Annotated in this window: 7 protein-coding genes; 3 read left to right on the top strand and 4 right to left on the bottom strand. The window is 69.4% G+C overall.

Annotated features, from left to right (window positions below; genetic code table 11):
• Nucleotides 1-7 precede the first annotated feature (7 nt).
• The 3 genes from J2S46_RS39620 to J2S46_RS39610 form a co-directional block, all read right to left on the bottom strand.
• Nucleotides 8-4,072: a DNA methyltransferase gene (locus J2S46_RS39620; RefSeq protein WP_191293784.1), complete on the bottom strand. Its 4,065-nt coding sequence runs from the start codon at nt 4,070-4,072 to the stop codon at nt 8-10.
• Nucleotides 4,072-7,341, bottom strand: coding sequence for a DISARM system SNF2-like helicase DrmD (gene drmD, locus J2S46_RS39615; protein WP_229913289.1), 3,270 nt, complete (start codon nt 7,339-7,341; stop codon nt 4,072-4,074). The genes J2S46_RS39620 and drmD overlap by 1 nt, the downstream gene beginning before the upstream one ends.
• A gap of 672 nt (nt 7,342-8,013) precedes the next feature.
• Nucleotides 8,014-8,586 (bottom strand): Helicase associated domain protein, encoded by a 573-nt coding sequence (locus J2S46_RS39610; protein ID WP_191293785.1) that lies wholly within the window; start codon nt 8,584-8,586, stop codon nt 8,014-8,016.
• Here J2S46_RS39610 and J2S46_RS39605 point away from each other — a divergent pair.
• Nucleotides 8,581-9,219 (top strand): hypothetical protein, encoded by a 639-nt coding sequence (locus J2S46_RS39605; RefSeq protein WP_191293786.1) that lies wholly within the window; start codon nt 8,581-8,583, stop codon nt 9,217-9,219. The two genes, J2S46_RS39610 and J2S46_RS39605, sit on opposite strands and share 6 nt — an antisense overlap.
• A gap of 828 nt (nt 9,220-10,047) precedes the next feature.
• Nucleotides 10,048-11,358 carry an ATP-binding protein gene (locus J2S46_RS39600; RefSeq protein WP_191293787.1) on the top strand — a complete coding sequence of 437 codons (1,311 nt, stop codon included), beginning with the start codon at nt 10,048-10,050 and terminating at the stop codon, nt 11,356-11,358.
• A gap of 917 nt (nt 11,359-12,275) precedes the next feature.
• On the opposite strand, the gene J2S46_RS39590 is transcribed toward J2S46_RS39600, so the two are convergent.
• Nucleotides 12,276-13,052, bottom strand: coding sequence for a TniQ family protein (locus J2S46_RS39590; RefSeq protein ID WP_229913290.1), 777 nt, complete (start codon nt 13,050-13,052; stop codon nt 12,276-12,278).
• Nucleotides 13,053-13,245: 193 nt separating this feature from the next.
• On the opposite strand from J2S46_RS39590, the gene J2S46_RS39585 reads away from it, so the two are divergent.
• Complete coding sequence (locus J2S46_RS39585) at nt 13,246-16,785, top strand: DEAD/DEAH box helicase (RefSeq protein ID WP_191293788.1); 3,540 nt, start codon at nt 13,246-13,248, stop codon at nt 16,783-16,785.
• The last annotated feature ends 99 nt before the right edge of the window (nt 16,786-16,884 follow it).

The raw sequence follows: 16,884 nt of genomic DNA, 5'->3' as shown, positions 1-16,884 counted from the left end.
TGACGGACTACCAGAGGCCTTCCGGGGGTTCGTCCGGCGTCCTCGGAGCAGCGGTTTTTGCGGACTTGGTCGAGCTCTTCTTGCTGTGGAGGCCTCGGCGGACCTCGTCCTCGTAGACCGCGTGGTTCAGCTCGAGCAGCCGGTCGTTCATCATGATCTGGACGTCAGGATCCACCGTCCAGCGCAGGCCGTGCACAGTCTCGTGGAAGTCGTGGTTCAGCGTGAGCGGCGTCCAGCCGAACTGGGCAGCGAGGGGATGCCCAAAGTAGGACTCAGCGACAGCCTCGTCGATCTCGATGTGGATTTCGCGCAACCGCTGGATATCGGCGTCCTGGTTCGCCGGGTTGTGCACTAGGTTATAGAGGTCAGTCATGCCGAGTTGCGGCGTCCGCGTTAGCTGGACATGACGCCGGTAAGTGTTCAACTCCTCGCCAGCGGCACGGATGCGGGAGGTGAGCTCCGGCTGCGGGAACGTGTCGAAGCCGTCGGAAGGGGTGTAACGGGGGTCCGACTTCATTGTTGACCCGCCCTTGACGGTCCACCAGTTGAAATGCCAGGTGCTGGTAAGTAGTGCGAGCATGGCTGCTGTGTCAGCAGTATAGAAGACACACAAGGCATGCGAGAATACCTGGTTATTTGGCACAATAACAGGCAGGCCATACTTGCTGTGTAGGCCGATCACAAGAACGCGATTATGCTCCGCAATCGATTTGCGGAGCTCGGGGCGCGGCCTGTGGAATCTCCACCAGGCCGGTCGATCGGGCCGGCTGAACTCTTCAATTTTGGCAATCAGATCAGGAAACTTTAGGGCATCCTCAAGGTTCATTGTACCGAAGTCAATCACCCACCGAGGGGCGGAAAGATCTGCGCGATTGTTGATATCATCAGAATTGAGAAGAGGGAAAATTCTGCTCTCATTCTCCTTGTTTAGGTCGATTAGAGACTGCCTGCCGGCTGCGTCAAGGTTGAATCCGGTGCCCGTGATTTGACAGCCCACAGAGGAGGTGCCGAGGGATGAAGCCAACTTCTTTGGGTCGCCGACTACTCGAGATGGAGTAGTCAAGTTTGACGAAATCCCATGCGTGACTTTACCTTCAAGGATCGATTTCTCTGCGGAATCAATAGCTCCGACCCACAGCAACGAGACGTATACCCCCGCCTCGCCCGGCCATGCCATGGACTTGACTGCTCGACCGATCTTCCAGCCTTGCGAGAGGATTCGGTCTAGGCCCACCTCGCGGGAGTCTGTTTGTGCAATAGTATTGGTCGCGATGATGCCGGTGCGCCGATTTGGTGCAAGTTCCAAATTCCTCAACAGGAAGTATGTGCAGAGATCGGCTCGGCCGCCTGATCCATGCCCCTGGGCAATTACCTGAGTAATGTATGTCAGGGCGTCCTTCCCGATGCGTGCGCTTGTCTGAACTCCGCCAGAGAATGGCGGATTTCCCACAACTGCGTCAAAGCGGCGGTTTCCCCGAACAGGGTCAGCAACGATCTCCGGGAACTCCAATGGCCAGTGCAAGGGACGTAGGGATGAGGTTCGCGGCCCTCCACTGGGTCCGAGAAGCCAGTCGTCGACGATGGCGCGGGCATTGGTGGCTGCCTCGGTGTCGCCTAGCAGCGCTTTCTCGATTAGTTCAGCGATAAAGGCGAGACGGTCGTTGTATGCGTCGTCGGACTTGGTTGCCGCGGTGGACAGCTTGGCCGCCACCACAGCGTCCGCAGCGAGCCGCAACTGATTGGTCAACGACTCTGCCTCCGCGAGCTTGGCCGCCTTGGCCCGTGCGTCGCGGATGTCGAAAACCTCGTGTTCCTCGATGTCACGGCGCAGCTCTGCGGCCTGCGACAGCAGCGGTCCGATGACCTTGTCAATTTCGTCGGTCAGACGTAGCTTCAGCCGACCTTCGTTTGGCGCGAGGTGAAAAGTCTCGATCTGGTCCGTGGTGAGGCAGCCGATCAGTGAGTCTCCGCAGCGCAGCGCGTGGTCGACAAAGTTGAAGGGTCTGCCTTTCGCGAGGGTGACCAGCCAAAGTGAGAGCTTGGCGAGTTCGACTGCCATTTCGTCGATGTCGACACCGTAGAGGCAGCGGTCGGCAACCATGCGGCGGGCTTCAAGGAGCAGGGCGTCGTGGTCTTCGCTCTGCTCGCCGAGACGGGCCGCGACGGCCTCCGGAAGCCCGTCTCGGTCCCATGCTTCGACGACGCGCTCGGACAGGTACCGGCATGCCGAGACCAGGAACGCGCCGGAGCCCATGGCGGGATCGAGAATCTTGAGCGCCAGAAGCTCCGAGGCCGGCCTCACCTTCCACTCGGCTGGCTGGGTCCCGTGGGCAGGTCGTGGGATGCCGTCTGCGGAGCCGGGGGAGAAGCAGAGTGGGTCGAGGGTGTGGAGGACGATCTCCTCGGCCAGTATGCGTGGGGTGTAGTGCGTTCCGGTGTCGCGGCGGTCACCTACCTGGGTGACGATGACCGTTCCCTTGGGGTGGACGACCGGATCTTCGCGAAGGTCGGGTCGCAGCAGGCCGTAGAAAGGCCTGACACGGGCGGCGAGTTCGGGGTTGTTGTCGCAGGCCGCGTCGAGCTTGCCGACCGCTTCCCCATTCGGCTCGATCGCCAGCGCGGTTGTGAACTGCTTGTCCGTCAGGCCAGCGACCTTGGTCACCTCTGCCTGAAGGCGCCCGGTGGCGTGCCAGGTTTCGAGGTCGGCGAGTTTGGCGGCGATGCCGGCCTTGCCTTTGAGCCCAAGGTGCGGCGCTTCGAGACGGACAGCCGAATACTCGAGGAGGCCTTCGTAGACGTGGCCGATCTGCTCGACGTCGAGGCCCTTGTAGGAGAGGCGTTCCGTCGAGGTGACCTTGCCGGTCGACGAGATGCGCTTGAGCTTGATCAGTGCGTCGAGCATGGCGAAGACGACGCGGTCGGTGACCTTCAGCTGCTCCAGCCAGGGGAACCGTTGCGGGTCGAACAGCGACCCACCGTATGCGGGAATCCACATGTCGGGGTGGCGGGCGCCACCGTGGATGGCGCGGAAGGTGGCGAGCAGGGCGGGCCACGCGGCTTGCCAGCGGTCGGCGATGGCTTCGTCGTCCTGGTCGAGGCGCGCGTAGAGCTTGGTGACCGAGTAGGAGTCGGCATACAGCTCGTCGTCGGCGGGCAGCAGCGCTTGTTCCTCCGCGTAGAGGAGGAAGACGATGCGCATCATCACCGTCAGGGCGCCTCGGTAGACGGTTCGCGGGGCGACGTCTCCCAGCACCGTGCCGTTGGCCTCGCGGTCGAGGCGGGAGAGTTCGGCGACGAGGAGTTCCACGGCTGCCCGGACCTGCAGGCCGAGGGTCTTGGTGACGGTGGTGGTGTCGGCGGCGGTGCGGGTGAACAGCGCGGCGAGGGAGTCGGTGTTTTTGCCGTCCCGGTCCTTCGGCGCGATCGCGGCGCAGCGGGCCCCGAGCAGGGAGACGAAGGCACGCAGCAGCAGCGGCTCTTCGAACCAGGTGTCGGCGTCGAAGACAGCAACGGAGGTCGGCGTCGCAGGCCGGGCGTGGACGAGGACCCAGTGGCGGCCGTTGGTGAGCAGTGCGAGAGGGACCGCACGCTGCCGGCACGCTTCGGCGGCCTGCTCGGCCAGCGACGGCAGGCCCTTCCGGGCGCGGGTGAGGGATTCCCCCCAGGGGCGGCGGTAGATCAGGGCGCGTTCGGCCGCGCCGGGTAGCCCGCTGGTCGGGTCGGCGGGGCCCATGAGCAGCGCATCGGGAGCGGTGCCGGATGCTTCGGTCAGTTCACGCGGCAGCATTGAGCCCTGGCGCAGTGCCTGGCCCCGGTAGTCGAGCAGCTCCTCCAGGACCAGGTGCTGCCAGGTGGAGCAGAGGGTCTCCGGATCGGCTTCGAGCTCCCCCCAGGCCTGCCGGATACGGGAGCGCTGCGCCGTTTCGACGACGCCCAGGCCCTGAGGGAACGCCTCAGCGAGGATCTTTGCGCTCAGGAAGGGGCCGTCCGCGCGCAGCAGGTTGAGCCATTCGCTGTGCTGCTCGATCGGGGTCTGCGGCTTCGACTTCGGGGTACGGGTACGTGCTGCCATCAGCGGCCTGCCTGGTGTGCGGTGGGGCCTGTGATCAAGGAGGCGGGGACGAGGAAGGTGACCGCGACGGGGAAGCGGCGGGCGACCGGGTCGGCGTAGCGGTGGCGCAGGGCAGCAGCCTCGGTCTCACGCTGCGCAGGAATGGCGGCCAGACGCGCCTCTAGTTCGGCGTGATCCTTCTTGAGCTGGTCGCGTTCCGGGTCGGGAGCGAGCAGGGAGATCTGCTGCCACTGAGGGTTCGAATCCAGGGATTCCCGGATGTTGCGTTCCAGTTCGGTTAGCACCGCCTGCATCGCCTTGACGTCCTCCTCGCAGCGCTTGTCCAGCACTCTGCTCTGCTTGCGGGCGATCTTGTTGGACTCGGTCGCCAGCGCCTTGCCGAGCGGTTTCTCCAGCATCTCCCACAGGCCGACGAGCCGGTCGAGAAGCTCGGATGGTGGCGTGTCCTGCGAGGCGGTGGCGAGCCAGCGCTCCAGCACGTCGGAATCCTTCTCCACGACCAGCTTGCCGTGCTCGATCAGTCCGCCGGCCAGGGCAATCTGCTCGTGCAGGCGCACCCCGCGGTTTCCGGTGATCACGACACGGCCGTGCGCGATCACCGCCGGGCTGCGCAGCAGATCACCGGGCACGACCCGGGCGGTGACGCGGGAAAGGCGCGCACCGTGCTCGCCCTGGGACCACAGTTCGGCGCGCAGCAGGCGCAGGCACAGGTCGACCAGACGGTGGTTGAGGTGCAGCAGCACGACGTCGGTACGGCCCGCGTAGTCCTGGTCGAAGGTGACCGGGCGCTCTCTGCCGCTCACCGGGTGTCGCAGACCGTCGCTGCGGGCCTGCGCCCACCCTCCCTTCAGCTCGGGGAGCCTGAAGCAGCGCGCCGCGACCCCCTTGGGCGACGGGGTGTCGATCAGGTCCTTGTTGTGGGCCAGGCGCAGCGCGGTGCGCACCACCTGTTCGATCGTCTGCGGGTTCAGATTCAGCTCGGACCGGGTTCGGGTGAGCTGGTCCTGGGCCTGCTGCAGGTCGTGCGCCAGATTCCGCTCGATCTTCAGTACGGCCTTCCCCGCCCGGCTCTGGATCTCCCGGTCGGTGCTCTGCCAGCTGGAACGCTTGCCGAGCATCTTCTGCTCGACCTGGCTGGCGATCACCTCGCCGGCGCTGCCGAGGTCGGTACGGATTTGCTCGACCTTGCGCACCGCGACGCCGAGGAACGCCATTGCATCCTCAAGGGCGCCCTCGGTGAACCCGGTGTCCTCCTCACGCTGCCGGTCCCAGCCCTGCGGGACAAAGTGCACGATCTCGACCTTCGAGGCGGTCTGGCCGTGCCGGTCCACTCGGCCGTTGCGCTGCTCGAGGCGGTTGGGATTCCACGGGATCTCCCAGTGCAGCACCCGATGGCAGTGGTTCTGCAGGTTGATGCCCTCGCTCGCGGAGTCGGTGGCGAGCAGGATCCGGACGGGATCGACGGTCAGATCGTCCTGGAAGACGTTCTTGACGCGCTCGCGCTCGTCGAGGTCTTGGCCGCCGTAGAGCTGAGCGATGGCCTCGCTCGGGACCCCGGCCGCGATCAGCCGCTCGTACAGCCAGCGCTGCGTGTCGCGGTACTCGGTGAACACGATGACCCGCTCGCCGTCCCAGGAACCGTTCCGCTGCACGATTCCGCGCAGCCAGCCGAGGAACGCGGTGAACTTGCTGTCGGCCTTGTCCGAGTTGCTCAGGCCCCAGTCCCGCAACTCCTCCAGCAAGGCCTTCTCAGCGGGAGACAACGGCGGGGCGAGCCGGCGGACGGAGGCCAGAGCATCCCGTGCGGCCTCCTCGAACGCCGTGTCGTCCTCCGCCGTCTCCTCCACCTGCTCGATCATCCTGGCGAGGATCTTCTCCAACGCGGAATACGCGCCCTGCTCGTCATGCCGCGCCCGATCGCCCTGCCGCTCCCGAGCAAGCATCGTCTGCAAATGGGTCTCCACCGTATTGGCGAAGGCCTTCGGGCTCGACAGGAAACGGCGCTTGAGTAGCGTGGTGACGAAGTCCGCAGCCCTGCCCGGCGCCGTACCTATCAACGTCAGCTGCCCGGAGATCGCCTCTCGGCGGGACTGTGCGTACTCGTCGAGCTTCGCGTAGGCGTCACGGGTCGCGGCGTCGTAGGCAACCTCCAGCGGATGGTCGAGGTCGCGCTCCGGGAAACGAGGGCTGCCATCCCAGCTCGGCGGCAGATCCCGCTTCAACCGGCGCACCATCACCTGCGCCTTTGCCTCCTCCGACGGCTTCAGCGTACGGGCGAAGCGATGGCTGTCGAGCAGCGCCAGCAACGCAGTGAAGGACTCCAGATAGCCGTTGTGCGGGGTCGCGGACAGGAACAGACGGTGCTCGGTGTGCGGGGCCAGAGTCTTGATCGCATTCGTGCGCTGCGAGTCGACCGCATACTTCCCCGAACCCGAGGGCGCACAGGTGTGCACCTCATCCACCACGAGCAGATCAAAGGTCCGCGGGTACTGAGGGACCGGAGGCAGGATCGAGCGCAGCAACGCCATGGGACGCTCCCGCTTGAGCCAGTCGATCGAGACGATCAGCCGAGGGTAATGCGTCCACGGGTTCGCATATAGGCCACGAGAACGTCGCAGCTCCTTCAACAGCTCCGCATCCACGATCTTGAACGCCAGACCGAACTTGTCCCGCATCTCGTCACGCCACTGCAAAGTGAGCGACGCCGGGCACACGATCAGCATCGTCCGGGCCCGGTGCCGGAGCATCAGCTCCTGCATCACCAGACCGGCCTCGATGGTTTTACCCAGACCGACGTCATCCGCGATCAACAGATTCGTGCGAGGCATCTGCAGCGCCCGCACCACCGGATCCAGCTGATAATCCTCCGGCTTGACCCCGGAACGGAACGGAGCCTGCAACAACGTCTTGTCCGCCGTCGCCACCGAACCCCAACGCACCGCGTCCAGAAAGGCGTCCAGTTCCCCCGGATCATCGAACCCGGCCGCCGGAGAAGGCAGAGCATGCTGCTCACGGGCCACCGCGCCAGGCTCAAGCTCCCACAGAACCCGAAGCTCCTCATCACCCGCATCGCCATCCACAGACACCAGAGAGACCAGATGCTGCGCCTCGGCGAGCAACGGACTACCCGGCTGCTCCACAGAGATGGACGACCGTTCCACCGCAGTGGCCACCCACTGCCGGTTACGTACCGTTACCAGCTGGCCCACCGTAGGCACCGCGGTATCCCGCGTGAACACATCAGCATCCTCGAGCTCCTCAGCACCCACCCGCGTCAAACTCCATCCCCTGGATCACCAGCCACTACCCCGTAAATCCTTTCACGCCCATCGCACCGCCGACCGCCGCTTCCAGCGACAACTGGGAGCTCGATGCCATACCGAGGCCCCACCCGAGCTCTCAAAACCCACCCCGCGCACTCCCCGGCGCGTCGGCCGACCCACGCACCCCAGGAACACCACCCAACGCCCCAGTCCGGCTGGCGGGAGACCGCTGTTCGTGACCACCGCCCCCGACCTCACCCACCCCCGCTCCGAGGCCCGCCCGCCCACCAACGACGCACGCTGCACCCGGACCAACAGCGCGGCCGCCGCCGCGGCCCGCCAGCTGCGCCAATCCGGATCCCGGACGGCGGTGATTTCCGTGTGCGGCACCGGGAAAACCCTGGGCAGCCGCCTCGACTCAACCCCAAGACACGGCGTCGCCCATAGCCACCCGATATCGCTCCTGGGCTCCTACAGAGCAGGGGCCGACTGGCGCCACCAAGGCCTTCGCCACTCAACACCACCCCGTAGCGTCGGCGGCCGAGCCGGGGCACGCCCCAGCCGTTGGTACGGGGCTCGGTGCTCGGCCCGCTACTGGGCAGCGTCCCGCGGCTCGGGGAGAAGACGCCCACCGTGGCAGCCGACGCCCCGCAGTGCATCCCCCACCGCCGCCCCGCCCTACGCCCACTCCACGCCGTTCTCGGCGAGCTGCGCCAGGTGCCCCGGGCTGAGCTTCGCTCGGCGGGCCTTCTGGTTGTTCAGCCACACTCCCAGACCGACGTATACGACCTCGGTGCTCTCCTCCCCGCCGGGGCCGGCCACCACGACCTCCAACGGCTCCTTGTGCGGGCGCGGCACCCGCACGTGGCCTTCCCGTTCCAGGAACGCGGCGAGGGCGGCCAGGCCCTGCTGGAAGCGGTCGGCGCGGGACACCTTGGGCTTCGCCGCGGCTGCGGCCCTGGCGGCGACGAGCTCGGGGGCCGGTTCGAGGCCGATCGCGGCCAGGAGGTCCTGGTGGTCGGTCTCCAGGCCGGGCCCACCGGCGCGCTGCGCCTTCACCCAGCGGCCGAGCTGCTCGCCCTCAAACATGGTGTCCTCGGGCAGCTGCGCCCAGTCCACGCGGCCGTCGGCCTCCAGCCACCACATCCGGGCGGCGGCGTAGGTGCGTTGCCAGGTGATCGGCCATGTGGGGCACCAGAACGGGTCGATCTCCTCCAGCTGGCGGCGCCGCTCCGCCCTGTCCCGATGCACGACCGCTGGCTCAACCTGCCCGCCCTGACCACCTACTGCTCCGGCGACGGTGCCCAGCGCCGCTGCCGCTGCACCCCGCCGCTCGCCCACGACTGCGGCTTCCACCCGCCCCGGATGCCCCCCGCCACCGCCATCGAAGTCGCCCGCCGCCTCCACACCGCGACCGCCCACCCCCACCTCGCGGCCCAGCTCGCCACCGCGGTCTTCACCGCCGCGTCCGACGCCCAGCTCTACACCGCCCGCCCCAGCAACCTCGCCGACGGCGCGGCCACCATCGCCCTCCATGACGCGGACGGCCTGCGTTTCGGCTGCCTCACCCACCCCGTGCCGCCCTGGGCACGTCCCCTGCTCCTCGCCGCCGCCTACCAGCACGCCATCGCCGAAGCCGGCGACACCCCGCTGTTCACCACCCCTTTCACCGGCAACTCCCTGCCCCACCTGTTCGACCTCGCCGACACCTGCAAACTGCGTCCGCCCCAGCCACCCAAGCCCCGCTCCCGTTCGGGCCGCCCCGCCCCCAAACCGCAGGACCAGCGCACGATCTGGCCCTTCAGCAACGCCCACTACCGCTACCCGTGGGCCGTCACCGAGTTCATGCGGGGCTGCCCGCCCCCACCTGCCTGGCACAGATAGCCAGTCTCCGCCCGAGTGGCCCGCCGTCGGGCGCGCAGGACCGGCCGGTCGGAGCCCGGTAGGTGCGGCCCGAAGGACCTGCTGGAGGCGACCTTCCCCGCGACCCGGGCCCGCGAGCGGGAGGCCGCGACCGGTCCCAGTCGCGGTCGAGCTCGCCCCGCTGCTTCCCGACGGAGGCCTGCCGCGCGGAGCCGTCACCGGGGTCGGGGACCTGGGCCTGCTGATAGCTCGCCGCGACCGCCGCCCGGCAAGGCGTGTGGAGCGCGGTCATCCGCTGGCGGCCTCCTCCTGGACGACGCTGTCCGGACCGGCACTCTGGGCCGCGGCGGTCCGCAGGAGCTCCTCCAGCGAGAGCTTCCTCCTCCTCCGGAGCGTCGTCGGCAGAAGGCTGCGGGCGCTTGAGACGGTGTGCGTTACGCACTATCGGCAGGCTGTAGTTCGATCGGGCGCCCACACCCGCGGCCGCCCGGATGCACCCGCCGGAGGGAGTCTCGCAGTCGCGGCTGGCTGACCTCGCCGGCCCGCAGCTGCCTGAGCGGGACTGGCTCGAAGACTGTAGACAACACCGGAGGCCGTCGTCCCCTGCGCAGGGTGACGGTGTGAGTGGGTGGGGTGGTGTCAGTGGGTTGGGCGGCAGCAGCCGAGTCGAGGGTGAAGGGCCTATCGTGCTGGGTCTTTCATCGCTTGGTCCGCGGATCGTGGCTGCCATGAGGTGACCAGGTTGCTGTCATGGCCTGCGAGCTGATGCCTATCACGTGTGGTGGGTGGCTGACATGGGGTTGCTCATTCCTGTGCGGTTGGCCGTGGCGGGGGGGTGGGCTGGTGGGTATGAGCCCCGACCTCCTGTCCGCGTCGTCTGCCCCCGCCGCGGGGCCTTCTCCGTCGGCATCCTCCGCCGGCGGGCAATCGCTGGTGTCCCGTTCGGGGGAGCGCGCGCTTACTCGCCAGGTGGTGGTCAGGCGCCTACTCGCGGTCGACGAGGCCGGGCAGCTGTCGTCGGTGCATGCGCGGATCGCTGCCGAGACGGCCGGGGTGTCGGTGCGGACGGTGTGGCGTTGGCTGGCCGAGGCCCGGGAAACGGGCCGGGTGGAGACGGCTCCCCGCCGCAAGGGGTTCATGGTCTCGGACGAACTATGGGACCGGCTGTCCGAACTGGGCGGCAACGTCGCGGCTCTGCACCGGGAACTGACCGCACAGACCGCGAGCAACCCGGGACAGGAGTCCGCGGGGCTCGTGCCGTCGCTCGGGACGCTGCACCGGGTGGTCCAGCGAGAACGGCAGGCCGGCCGTGTCCTGCAGGGGGTCCGGCCCGGACGCGGCCGGGTGGATCCAGTGGTGTACGACCGGGCGCTGACCGAGCTGGCACTCCCCGGCACGGTCGATGAGGCAGGCGCAGCCCCGCGCGCCACCGCACCCCGGCGCGTGGCTGTACCCGACAGTTCCGCCGCGCCCAGCGGCACGGCCGCAGCCGTGCCGCTGGGCGCGCGGCTGTACGTCCCCGGTGCCCACGTCGTCGCGACCAGCCAGCTCGGCGAGATCACCGAGGCACTCGCGCACACGATCGCCGCGCGCCAGATCGCCTGTGTCTATGGGGACGCGGGCCAGGGCAAGACCGTCGCGGTCCACCAGGCCCTGCGCCTGCTGCCGCGCCGTGTGCCGGTCCGCCAGGCGCAGGTGGCGGTGAAACCGGCCCTGCCGCAGCTGCGTGCCGCTCTGCTGACCGCGTTCGGCCTGCCGGCGACCGCGCTGACGAACCGCACGGACGCGGCCGACCGCGCGCTCATCGACGCCTTCAAGACCCCCGGCGTGCTGCTGGTCGACGACGTTCAGCGCATCGCCGCCCCCGAACTCGACTACCTGCGCCTGCTGGCCGATGCCCCGACCACGCAGATGTCGCGTGCTGTGCGGGGCCGGCGCCGAACGCACTCTCGCCCGATCCCCGGCCTTGGCGTCGCGGGTGCTGACCTGGCAGCACGTCCCCCGTCTGGAGGCCTCCCAGGTTCCCGGCGTGCTGCGCCTGTTCCATCCGTTGTGGCATACCGCGGTCGACGCCGATCTGCTGCACGCGGACGAGACCTGCGCACGGGGGAACTTCCGGACCTGGGCGAAGATCACCTCCCACGCCTACGCCGCCCTTGACCAACACCCCGGCACCGGCGCGGACCGTGCGCTGCTGGAAAGGGCCTGCTCCCGCCTCGGCCCCAACCCCTGACCCGGCCACCCCACCACCCCACCACCCCACCACCGCGCCAGCCGCCACCGCACACGGGAAGGAACCCGGTGAACACCCCCACCACCGCCCCCGACAGCGCCTCTGCCGACGAGCCTGTGCCGTCCAGAGCCGAACCCGCCCTGGACGCGGTGTCGTTGAAGGTCCTGCGCGCTCCCGCCGTACACCGCCTGCTCGCCCTGCGCACCGAGGGCGCTCTCACCCGCGCGCACGTCCGCACCACAGCGCAGTGCCTGGCGGTCTCCGACCGCACCGTGTGGCGGTGGCTGGCCGAGGCCGCCACCGCACCCGCCGCCGCCCATGCCCCCGGGGCACGCCGTACTGACAGGTTCGAGATCACCCCGCAGATCCGGGTGCTGCTGGCCTACTGGCGGGGCAACGCCTCGGCGGTCCACCGCGAGCTGACCGCCCGCGCCCACACCGTCACCGCCCCCGACGCCACCACCTTCGCTGCGGCCCACGCAGCCGCCGCCACCCACGCAGCCGTCACCCTCGACGCCACCACTTTCGAAGGCGCCGGCGCCGACGCAGCCGCTGGCCTCCCACCGTCCTCCACGCCGCGGCCGGCCCGCACGGCGATTCCGGGCGGTGCGCCACCGCACGCGGTCCCCGTGCTGGAGCAGGTGCCGTCGCTGGCGACGTTCCTGCGCGCGGTGCGCCGCGACCTGACGGCGGGGGAACTGGCCGGGTACCGCAAGGGCCCCGAGGCGGCCCGCGCACTGGACGTGTTCGGTAAACGACCCCGCACCTGGCGCAACCACACCTGGGAGGGTGATCACGTCCAGGCCCCGCTGCGCGTACACGCCGACGGGCGACTGGTACGCCCTTACGTCAAGTTCCCTTCCAGCCGAGGCCGCTCGCTGCGGGCGAGCACCCGCGCGACCTGGACGGCTTTCGGATACGCCAGGAGCGGAGCGGCGCGCCGTTCCCCGAGCCGGTCCGCGGCCTCGGCGAACCAGCGCGGCGCCCGCCCGTGCACGGACCAAACGTGATGGTCGGTCATCATGGTGAACGCGTCCGCAGCCAGCGCCCGGCCAGCCGGACCCGTCCGCCTGCCCAGACGCGCCAGCCGGCGGTGTGCCTCGAGGATCTGCGGCCAGGGCCGCAGATCGATCCACGGCCAGGCCACGTCGCGGGAGTTGTCCGTCCACCGGGAATGCTCGCCGCAGACGTGCCAGGTGTCGGGCACCATCAGCCACGCGGGCTCGGTGACCCCGCGCCGTGCCGCGCACAGCGCGCACGCCCGCACCAGGTAGCCGTCCGTCACCGCCCAGGGCCACTTCCACACCGGGCCCGGTCCGCAACCCGCAAGCAGGTAGTCCTCGCCCAGACTCGCCAACGCCCGCTGCATCACGGGCAAGGGCCGGCCCGCCAACCGGGCCAGGCGTTCAGCTGCCGGCCGGTTGAGGTAGAGCTCGGTCAGGTGGGGCTCGACCACCCGGCTCCTGCCCTCACCGACGATCTCCAGCAGGTAGTCCACGCTCAGGCCGTTGCGCTCGGCGAGCCGGGTCACGTACGAACCGGTCGACTCGTTCGGCAGGAAGCGCACGTGCAGCGGCAACTCCCGCAGATCGGGCCAGCGCTCCCGCTCCTGCACCTTCACGTTGCTCCCTGGGCGAATGACCGGCTCGCCACGGTAACGCATTTCGGTCGTATCATCGCGAGAAGATCCGGGCGCCGTCGAGGGCCCGGCCGGCGCGATCGAGCAGGGCTCCGGACGGGTGCCCAGGCGGCAGAGGGCCGGCCCGCCCCTGGCGCCCGCACATCGCAACGGTCGTGAAGGAACCGCCTTCTCAGTGTCCAGGGAACCGCGCACACTGCGTGAGCACCAGCAGCAGGCGATCGACGCCGCGACGCGGACGCTGGAACGCCTGCCGCGGGCCACCGTGATCGCCGCCTGCGGCACCGGCAAGACCCTGATCGCGACCCGGGTCGCCGAGCACTTCGCAGGTCGGGGCAACATTCTGGTGCTCCTGCCCACCCTGGACCTGGTCGCACAGACCGTCCGCCGGTGGCGCGAGGACAGCAGCATCCGCCACATGACCGCGGTGTGCTCCATAGGCCGCACCTCCTACCCAGACATCGCCCGGCACGTCGTCTTCACCACCGCCCCCGACGTCGTTGCCGCCCGGCTCTCCTCGCACGCCGGGCCGGCCGTGGTCTTCGCCACCTACGCCTCCCTGGAGGTCCTCGAACGCGCCCACCGGCTGCACTTCCTGCCCGAGTGGGCGATCGTCGTCGCCGACGAGGCCCACCGCACCAGCGGCGACCTCGACAAGGACTGGGGAGCGGTCCACGACGACGACCGTCTGCCCGCAGCCCGGCGCCTCTACATGACCGCCACCCCGCGCCTGTGGACCGCAGGACACAGCAGCAAGCGCAAGCACAGGGCCCGCGCCGACGTCGCGTCCATGGACGACGCCACCCTCTACGGGCCCGTGGTCCACCGCCTCACCCTGGCGCAGGCCATCGACCGCAGACTGCTGGCCGACTACCGCATCGTCGTACCCGTCATCCGCGACGAAGACCTGCGCGAGGTCCTTCACACCATCGAGGCGACCCCCCAGTTCGACGGGTTGCGTCTGGCCGCGCTGCAGGTGGGCCTCCTGCAGGCCATCGCCGACTACGGGCTCCGCCGCGTGGTCACCTTCCACAGTCGCATCGTGGCCGCCCAGGGGTTCGCCGACAGCCTTCCCTCCACCGCTGCCGCCATCAGCGGCCAGAGCGCCCCGCCCCGCATCTGGTCCAGGGCCATCCACAGCAACCAGCGTCCCTGGCGCCGTGCCCGCTGCCTCCGTCAGTTCGACACCATGCCCCTGCTGGGCAGTACGGCCCGAGGGCCGCTGGACTACCAGGTCGCCGTCCTGGCCAGCGTCAAGACCCTCGGCGAGGGCGTCGACGTCCCCGACGCCGACGGCGTCCTGTTCGCCGATCCCAAGCGCAGCGCCGTCGACATCGTCCAGTCCCTCGGACGGGCCCTGCGCCAGCCCCCGGGCTCCGGCAAGATCGCCACCCTGGTCATCCCGGTCTACCTCGCCCCCGGCCAGTCAACCCAACAGGCCATGGACTCCTCCGACTTCTCCGCGCTGTGGGACGTCCTCACGGGCCTGCGAGACCACGACGACCGAGTCTTCCACCGCTTCACGGGTATCCGCCGGCGCTGTCTCCAGGACCCCGTTCTCCCCGGGCCCGAACGCGCCGGCGAGATCGCCCCGCTCCTCGACCTGCGCACCCACCACATCGAGAGCGGCGAATGGGCGGACGGCTGGAACGCAGCCGTGCGCTTCGTCGACCAGCACGACCACCTCGACGTCCCCAGCGAGTACACCGATACGGCCGGCTTCCCCCTCGGCTGCTGGATCGGCCGCCACCGGACCCACTACAAGACCGCAACGCTGCCCATCGAACGGGCCGTCGCGCTGAAAGCCCTCGGCATCTCCTGGCTGCACCCGCCGGCCAGCTTCGAGCACCACCTGGAACTGGCCGCCGCGGCAGCTTCCCGCACCGGCAGCCTCGCCTTCGACACGACGATCCCCGGCAGCGACCCCACGCTCGGTGCCTGGCTCGCGCGCACACGCAAGCGGGCGAACGCCGGTCTCCTGGAGCCCGAACGCGTCGACGCCCTGAACGCCGTCGACCCCTGGTGGAATCCCCCGTGGAGCCTGCGCTGGCAACACACCTACATCCACCTGCGCCACCGTCTGGCCACCACCGACTGGACGATCCCCTACCACCACCAAGCCGACACCGAGACGGCCTGGGGCAGTTGGCTTGACCGTCAGATCAACCGCCAGGACGACCTTCACCAAGGCCAGCGGCGTCTGCTGGACCACCTTGCCCGAACCCGTCCCGACGCCCATCCCCACACCATCCTCCTGATCCGCCCCAGCACCGCACACGCCGCGGCCTTCACCCGCGCACTGCGCGCCGCCCGCCAGTACCACCAGCGCGAGGGCCACCTGCACGTTCCGCCGGCGCACTGCGAAACCGTCGGCTCCGACCGGATCCACCTCGGACGCTGGATCCGCCTGCGCCATCGCGACGCCGCCCAACTGACCAGCCGCCAGAGCACCGCCCTGCAAGCCCTCGGCCTGAACCCGACCCCCCGCTTCCTGGAAGCCCCGACGGACCAGGCGCGCCGGCACGCGTCCCATTGCGCAGAACTGCCCGGCCACCCGTCGGCTGCGGCCCAGGCCCCACAGACATCCCGACGCCACGCCGACAAGGCACCCCTCGGCACCAGCACAAGCAACGAGACCGCTCCACCCGGTGCCGGCGCCGGCACCGCTCCCCGCAGGGGCACCGCCCGGCTATCGGACGCTGACACCACCACCGAGCAGGCCGAGCACCGGCGGACAGCCTCCGCGGAGAAGGCATGGGCCCGGATGTACGCCAAGGCCGCCGCCTTCGCGGCGGAGCACGGTCACCTCGACACCAGCGAGGGCGAACTCGCCGGCTGGCTCTCCAGACAGCGCTACCTGCGCGCCGCCGGCCGGCTCGCCACCGCCCGCCGCAGCGACCTGGACGCGCTCGGGATGATCTGGAACAAGCACGAGGACGCCTGGGAGCGCGGTTACGCCCATGCCCGCGCCTTCGCGGCCCGCACCGGCCACCTGGCGATCCCCACGCGTCAGCAGGTCGACGACTACAACCTCGGCGCGTGGGCATGCCGCCAGCGCAAGGCCGACCTGACCCCTGACCAGGAGGCAAGGCTCACCGCGCTCGACCCGCTGTGGCGCCTCGAGCCGGACTGGCAGCGCTCGTACCGCCGCCTCGTCGCCTACCTGGCAGCCGGCGGCCCCCTCACCGGCCCCGTGAACCGTACCGGGACGGCCGGCGATGAACATTTCCGCCCCGGGGCATGGCTGCGCAAGCAGACCCGACGAGCCGCAACGGACAAGCTCGATCCCCACCAGAGCGCACTCCTGGACTCCCTCGGAACCTGGCGGACCACCCCCGCACCCGGCGAACCTGGACCGCACTGTGGGGCGCCGAGCAGCTCCGCTCGCGGACACGCCCCGGCTGCGCCGCCGGCGCAGGAACTCCGGCGTCCTGGACCGCGGACGGAGCGCCAGGCCCGTCGTCCGCCGCACGGCCCGACCCCGGTTGGCCACCTCCCGGTCGAATTCCGCCGCCACATCGAAGCAGCGCGAGCCTTCCGGCACAGGGAAGGCCACCTGGACGTGCCACCCGGATTCGTCGAGCAGGGCGAGCACACCGCCGTCCGCCTCGGCACCTGGATCGCCCGCCAACGCACCAAGGTCTTCCAAGGACGACTCCCGGCACTGCTGATCGCAGAACTGGAGGCCCTGGACATGGTGTGGGTGCACAGGTAACCGCGAGGCCCGTGCGGTGGACGGTGCCGGGCCGTTCTTCCTCGGTCCTCCTGCTTCGCTTCGCTCACTCCCCGGGGCTGGTGCCCTTCCCGCACGACT

The sequence above is a fragment of the Kitasatospora herbaricolor genome (assembly GCF_030813695.1).
Taxonomy (GTDB): Bacteria; Actinomycetota; Actinomycetes; order Streptomycetales; family Streptomycetaceae; genus Kitasatospora; species Kitasatospora herbaricolor.
Note: the sequence above shows the minus strand (reverse complement) of the source record. Positions and strands in the feature narration are given on the sequence as shown.

Bases quoted from the DNA above. Each gene is read 5' to 3' on its own strand.
- J2S46_RS39620 (WP_191293784.1), bottom strand. From the start codon at position 4,072: ATGGCAGCACGTACCCGTACCCCGAAGTCGAAGCCGCAGACCCCGATC.
- J2S46_RS39605 (WP_191293786.1), top strand. From the start codon at position 8,581: ATGCACGACCGCTGGCTCAACCTGCCCGCCCTGACCACCTACTGCTCC.
- J2S46_RS39600 (WP_191293787.1), top strand. From the start codon at position 10,048: ATGAGCCCCGACCTCCTGTCCGCGTCGTCTGCCCCCGCCGCGGGGCCT.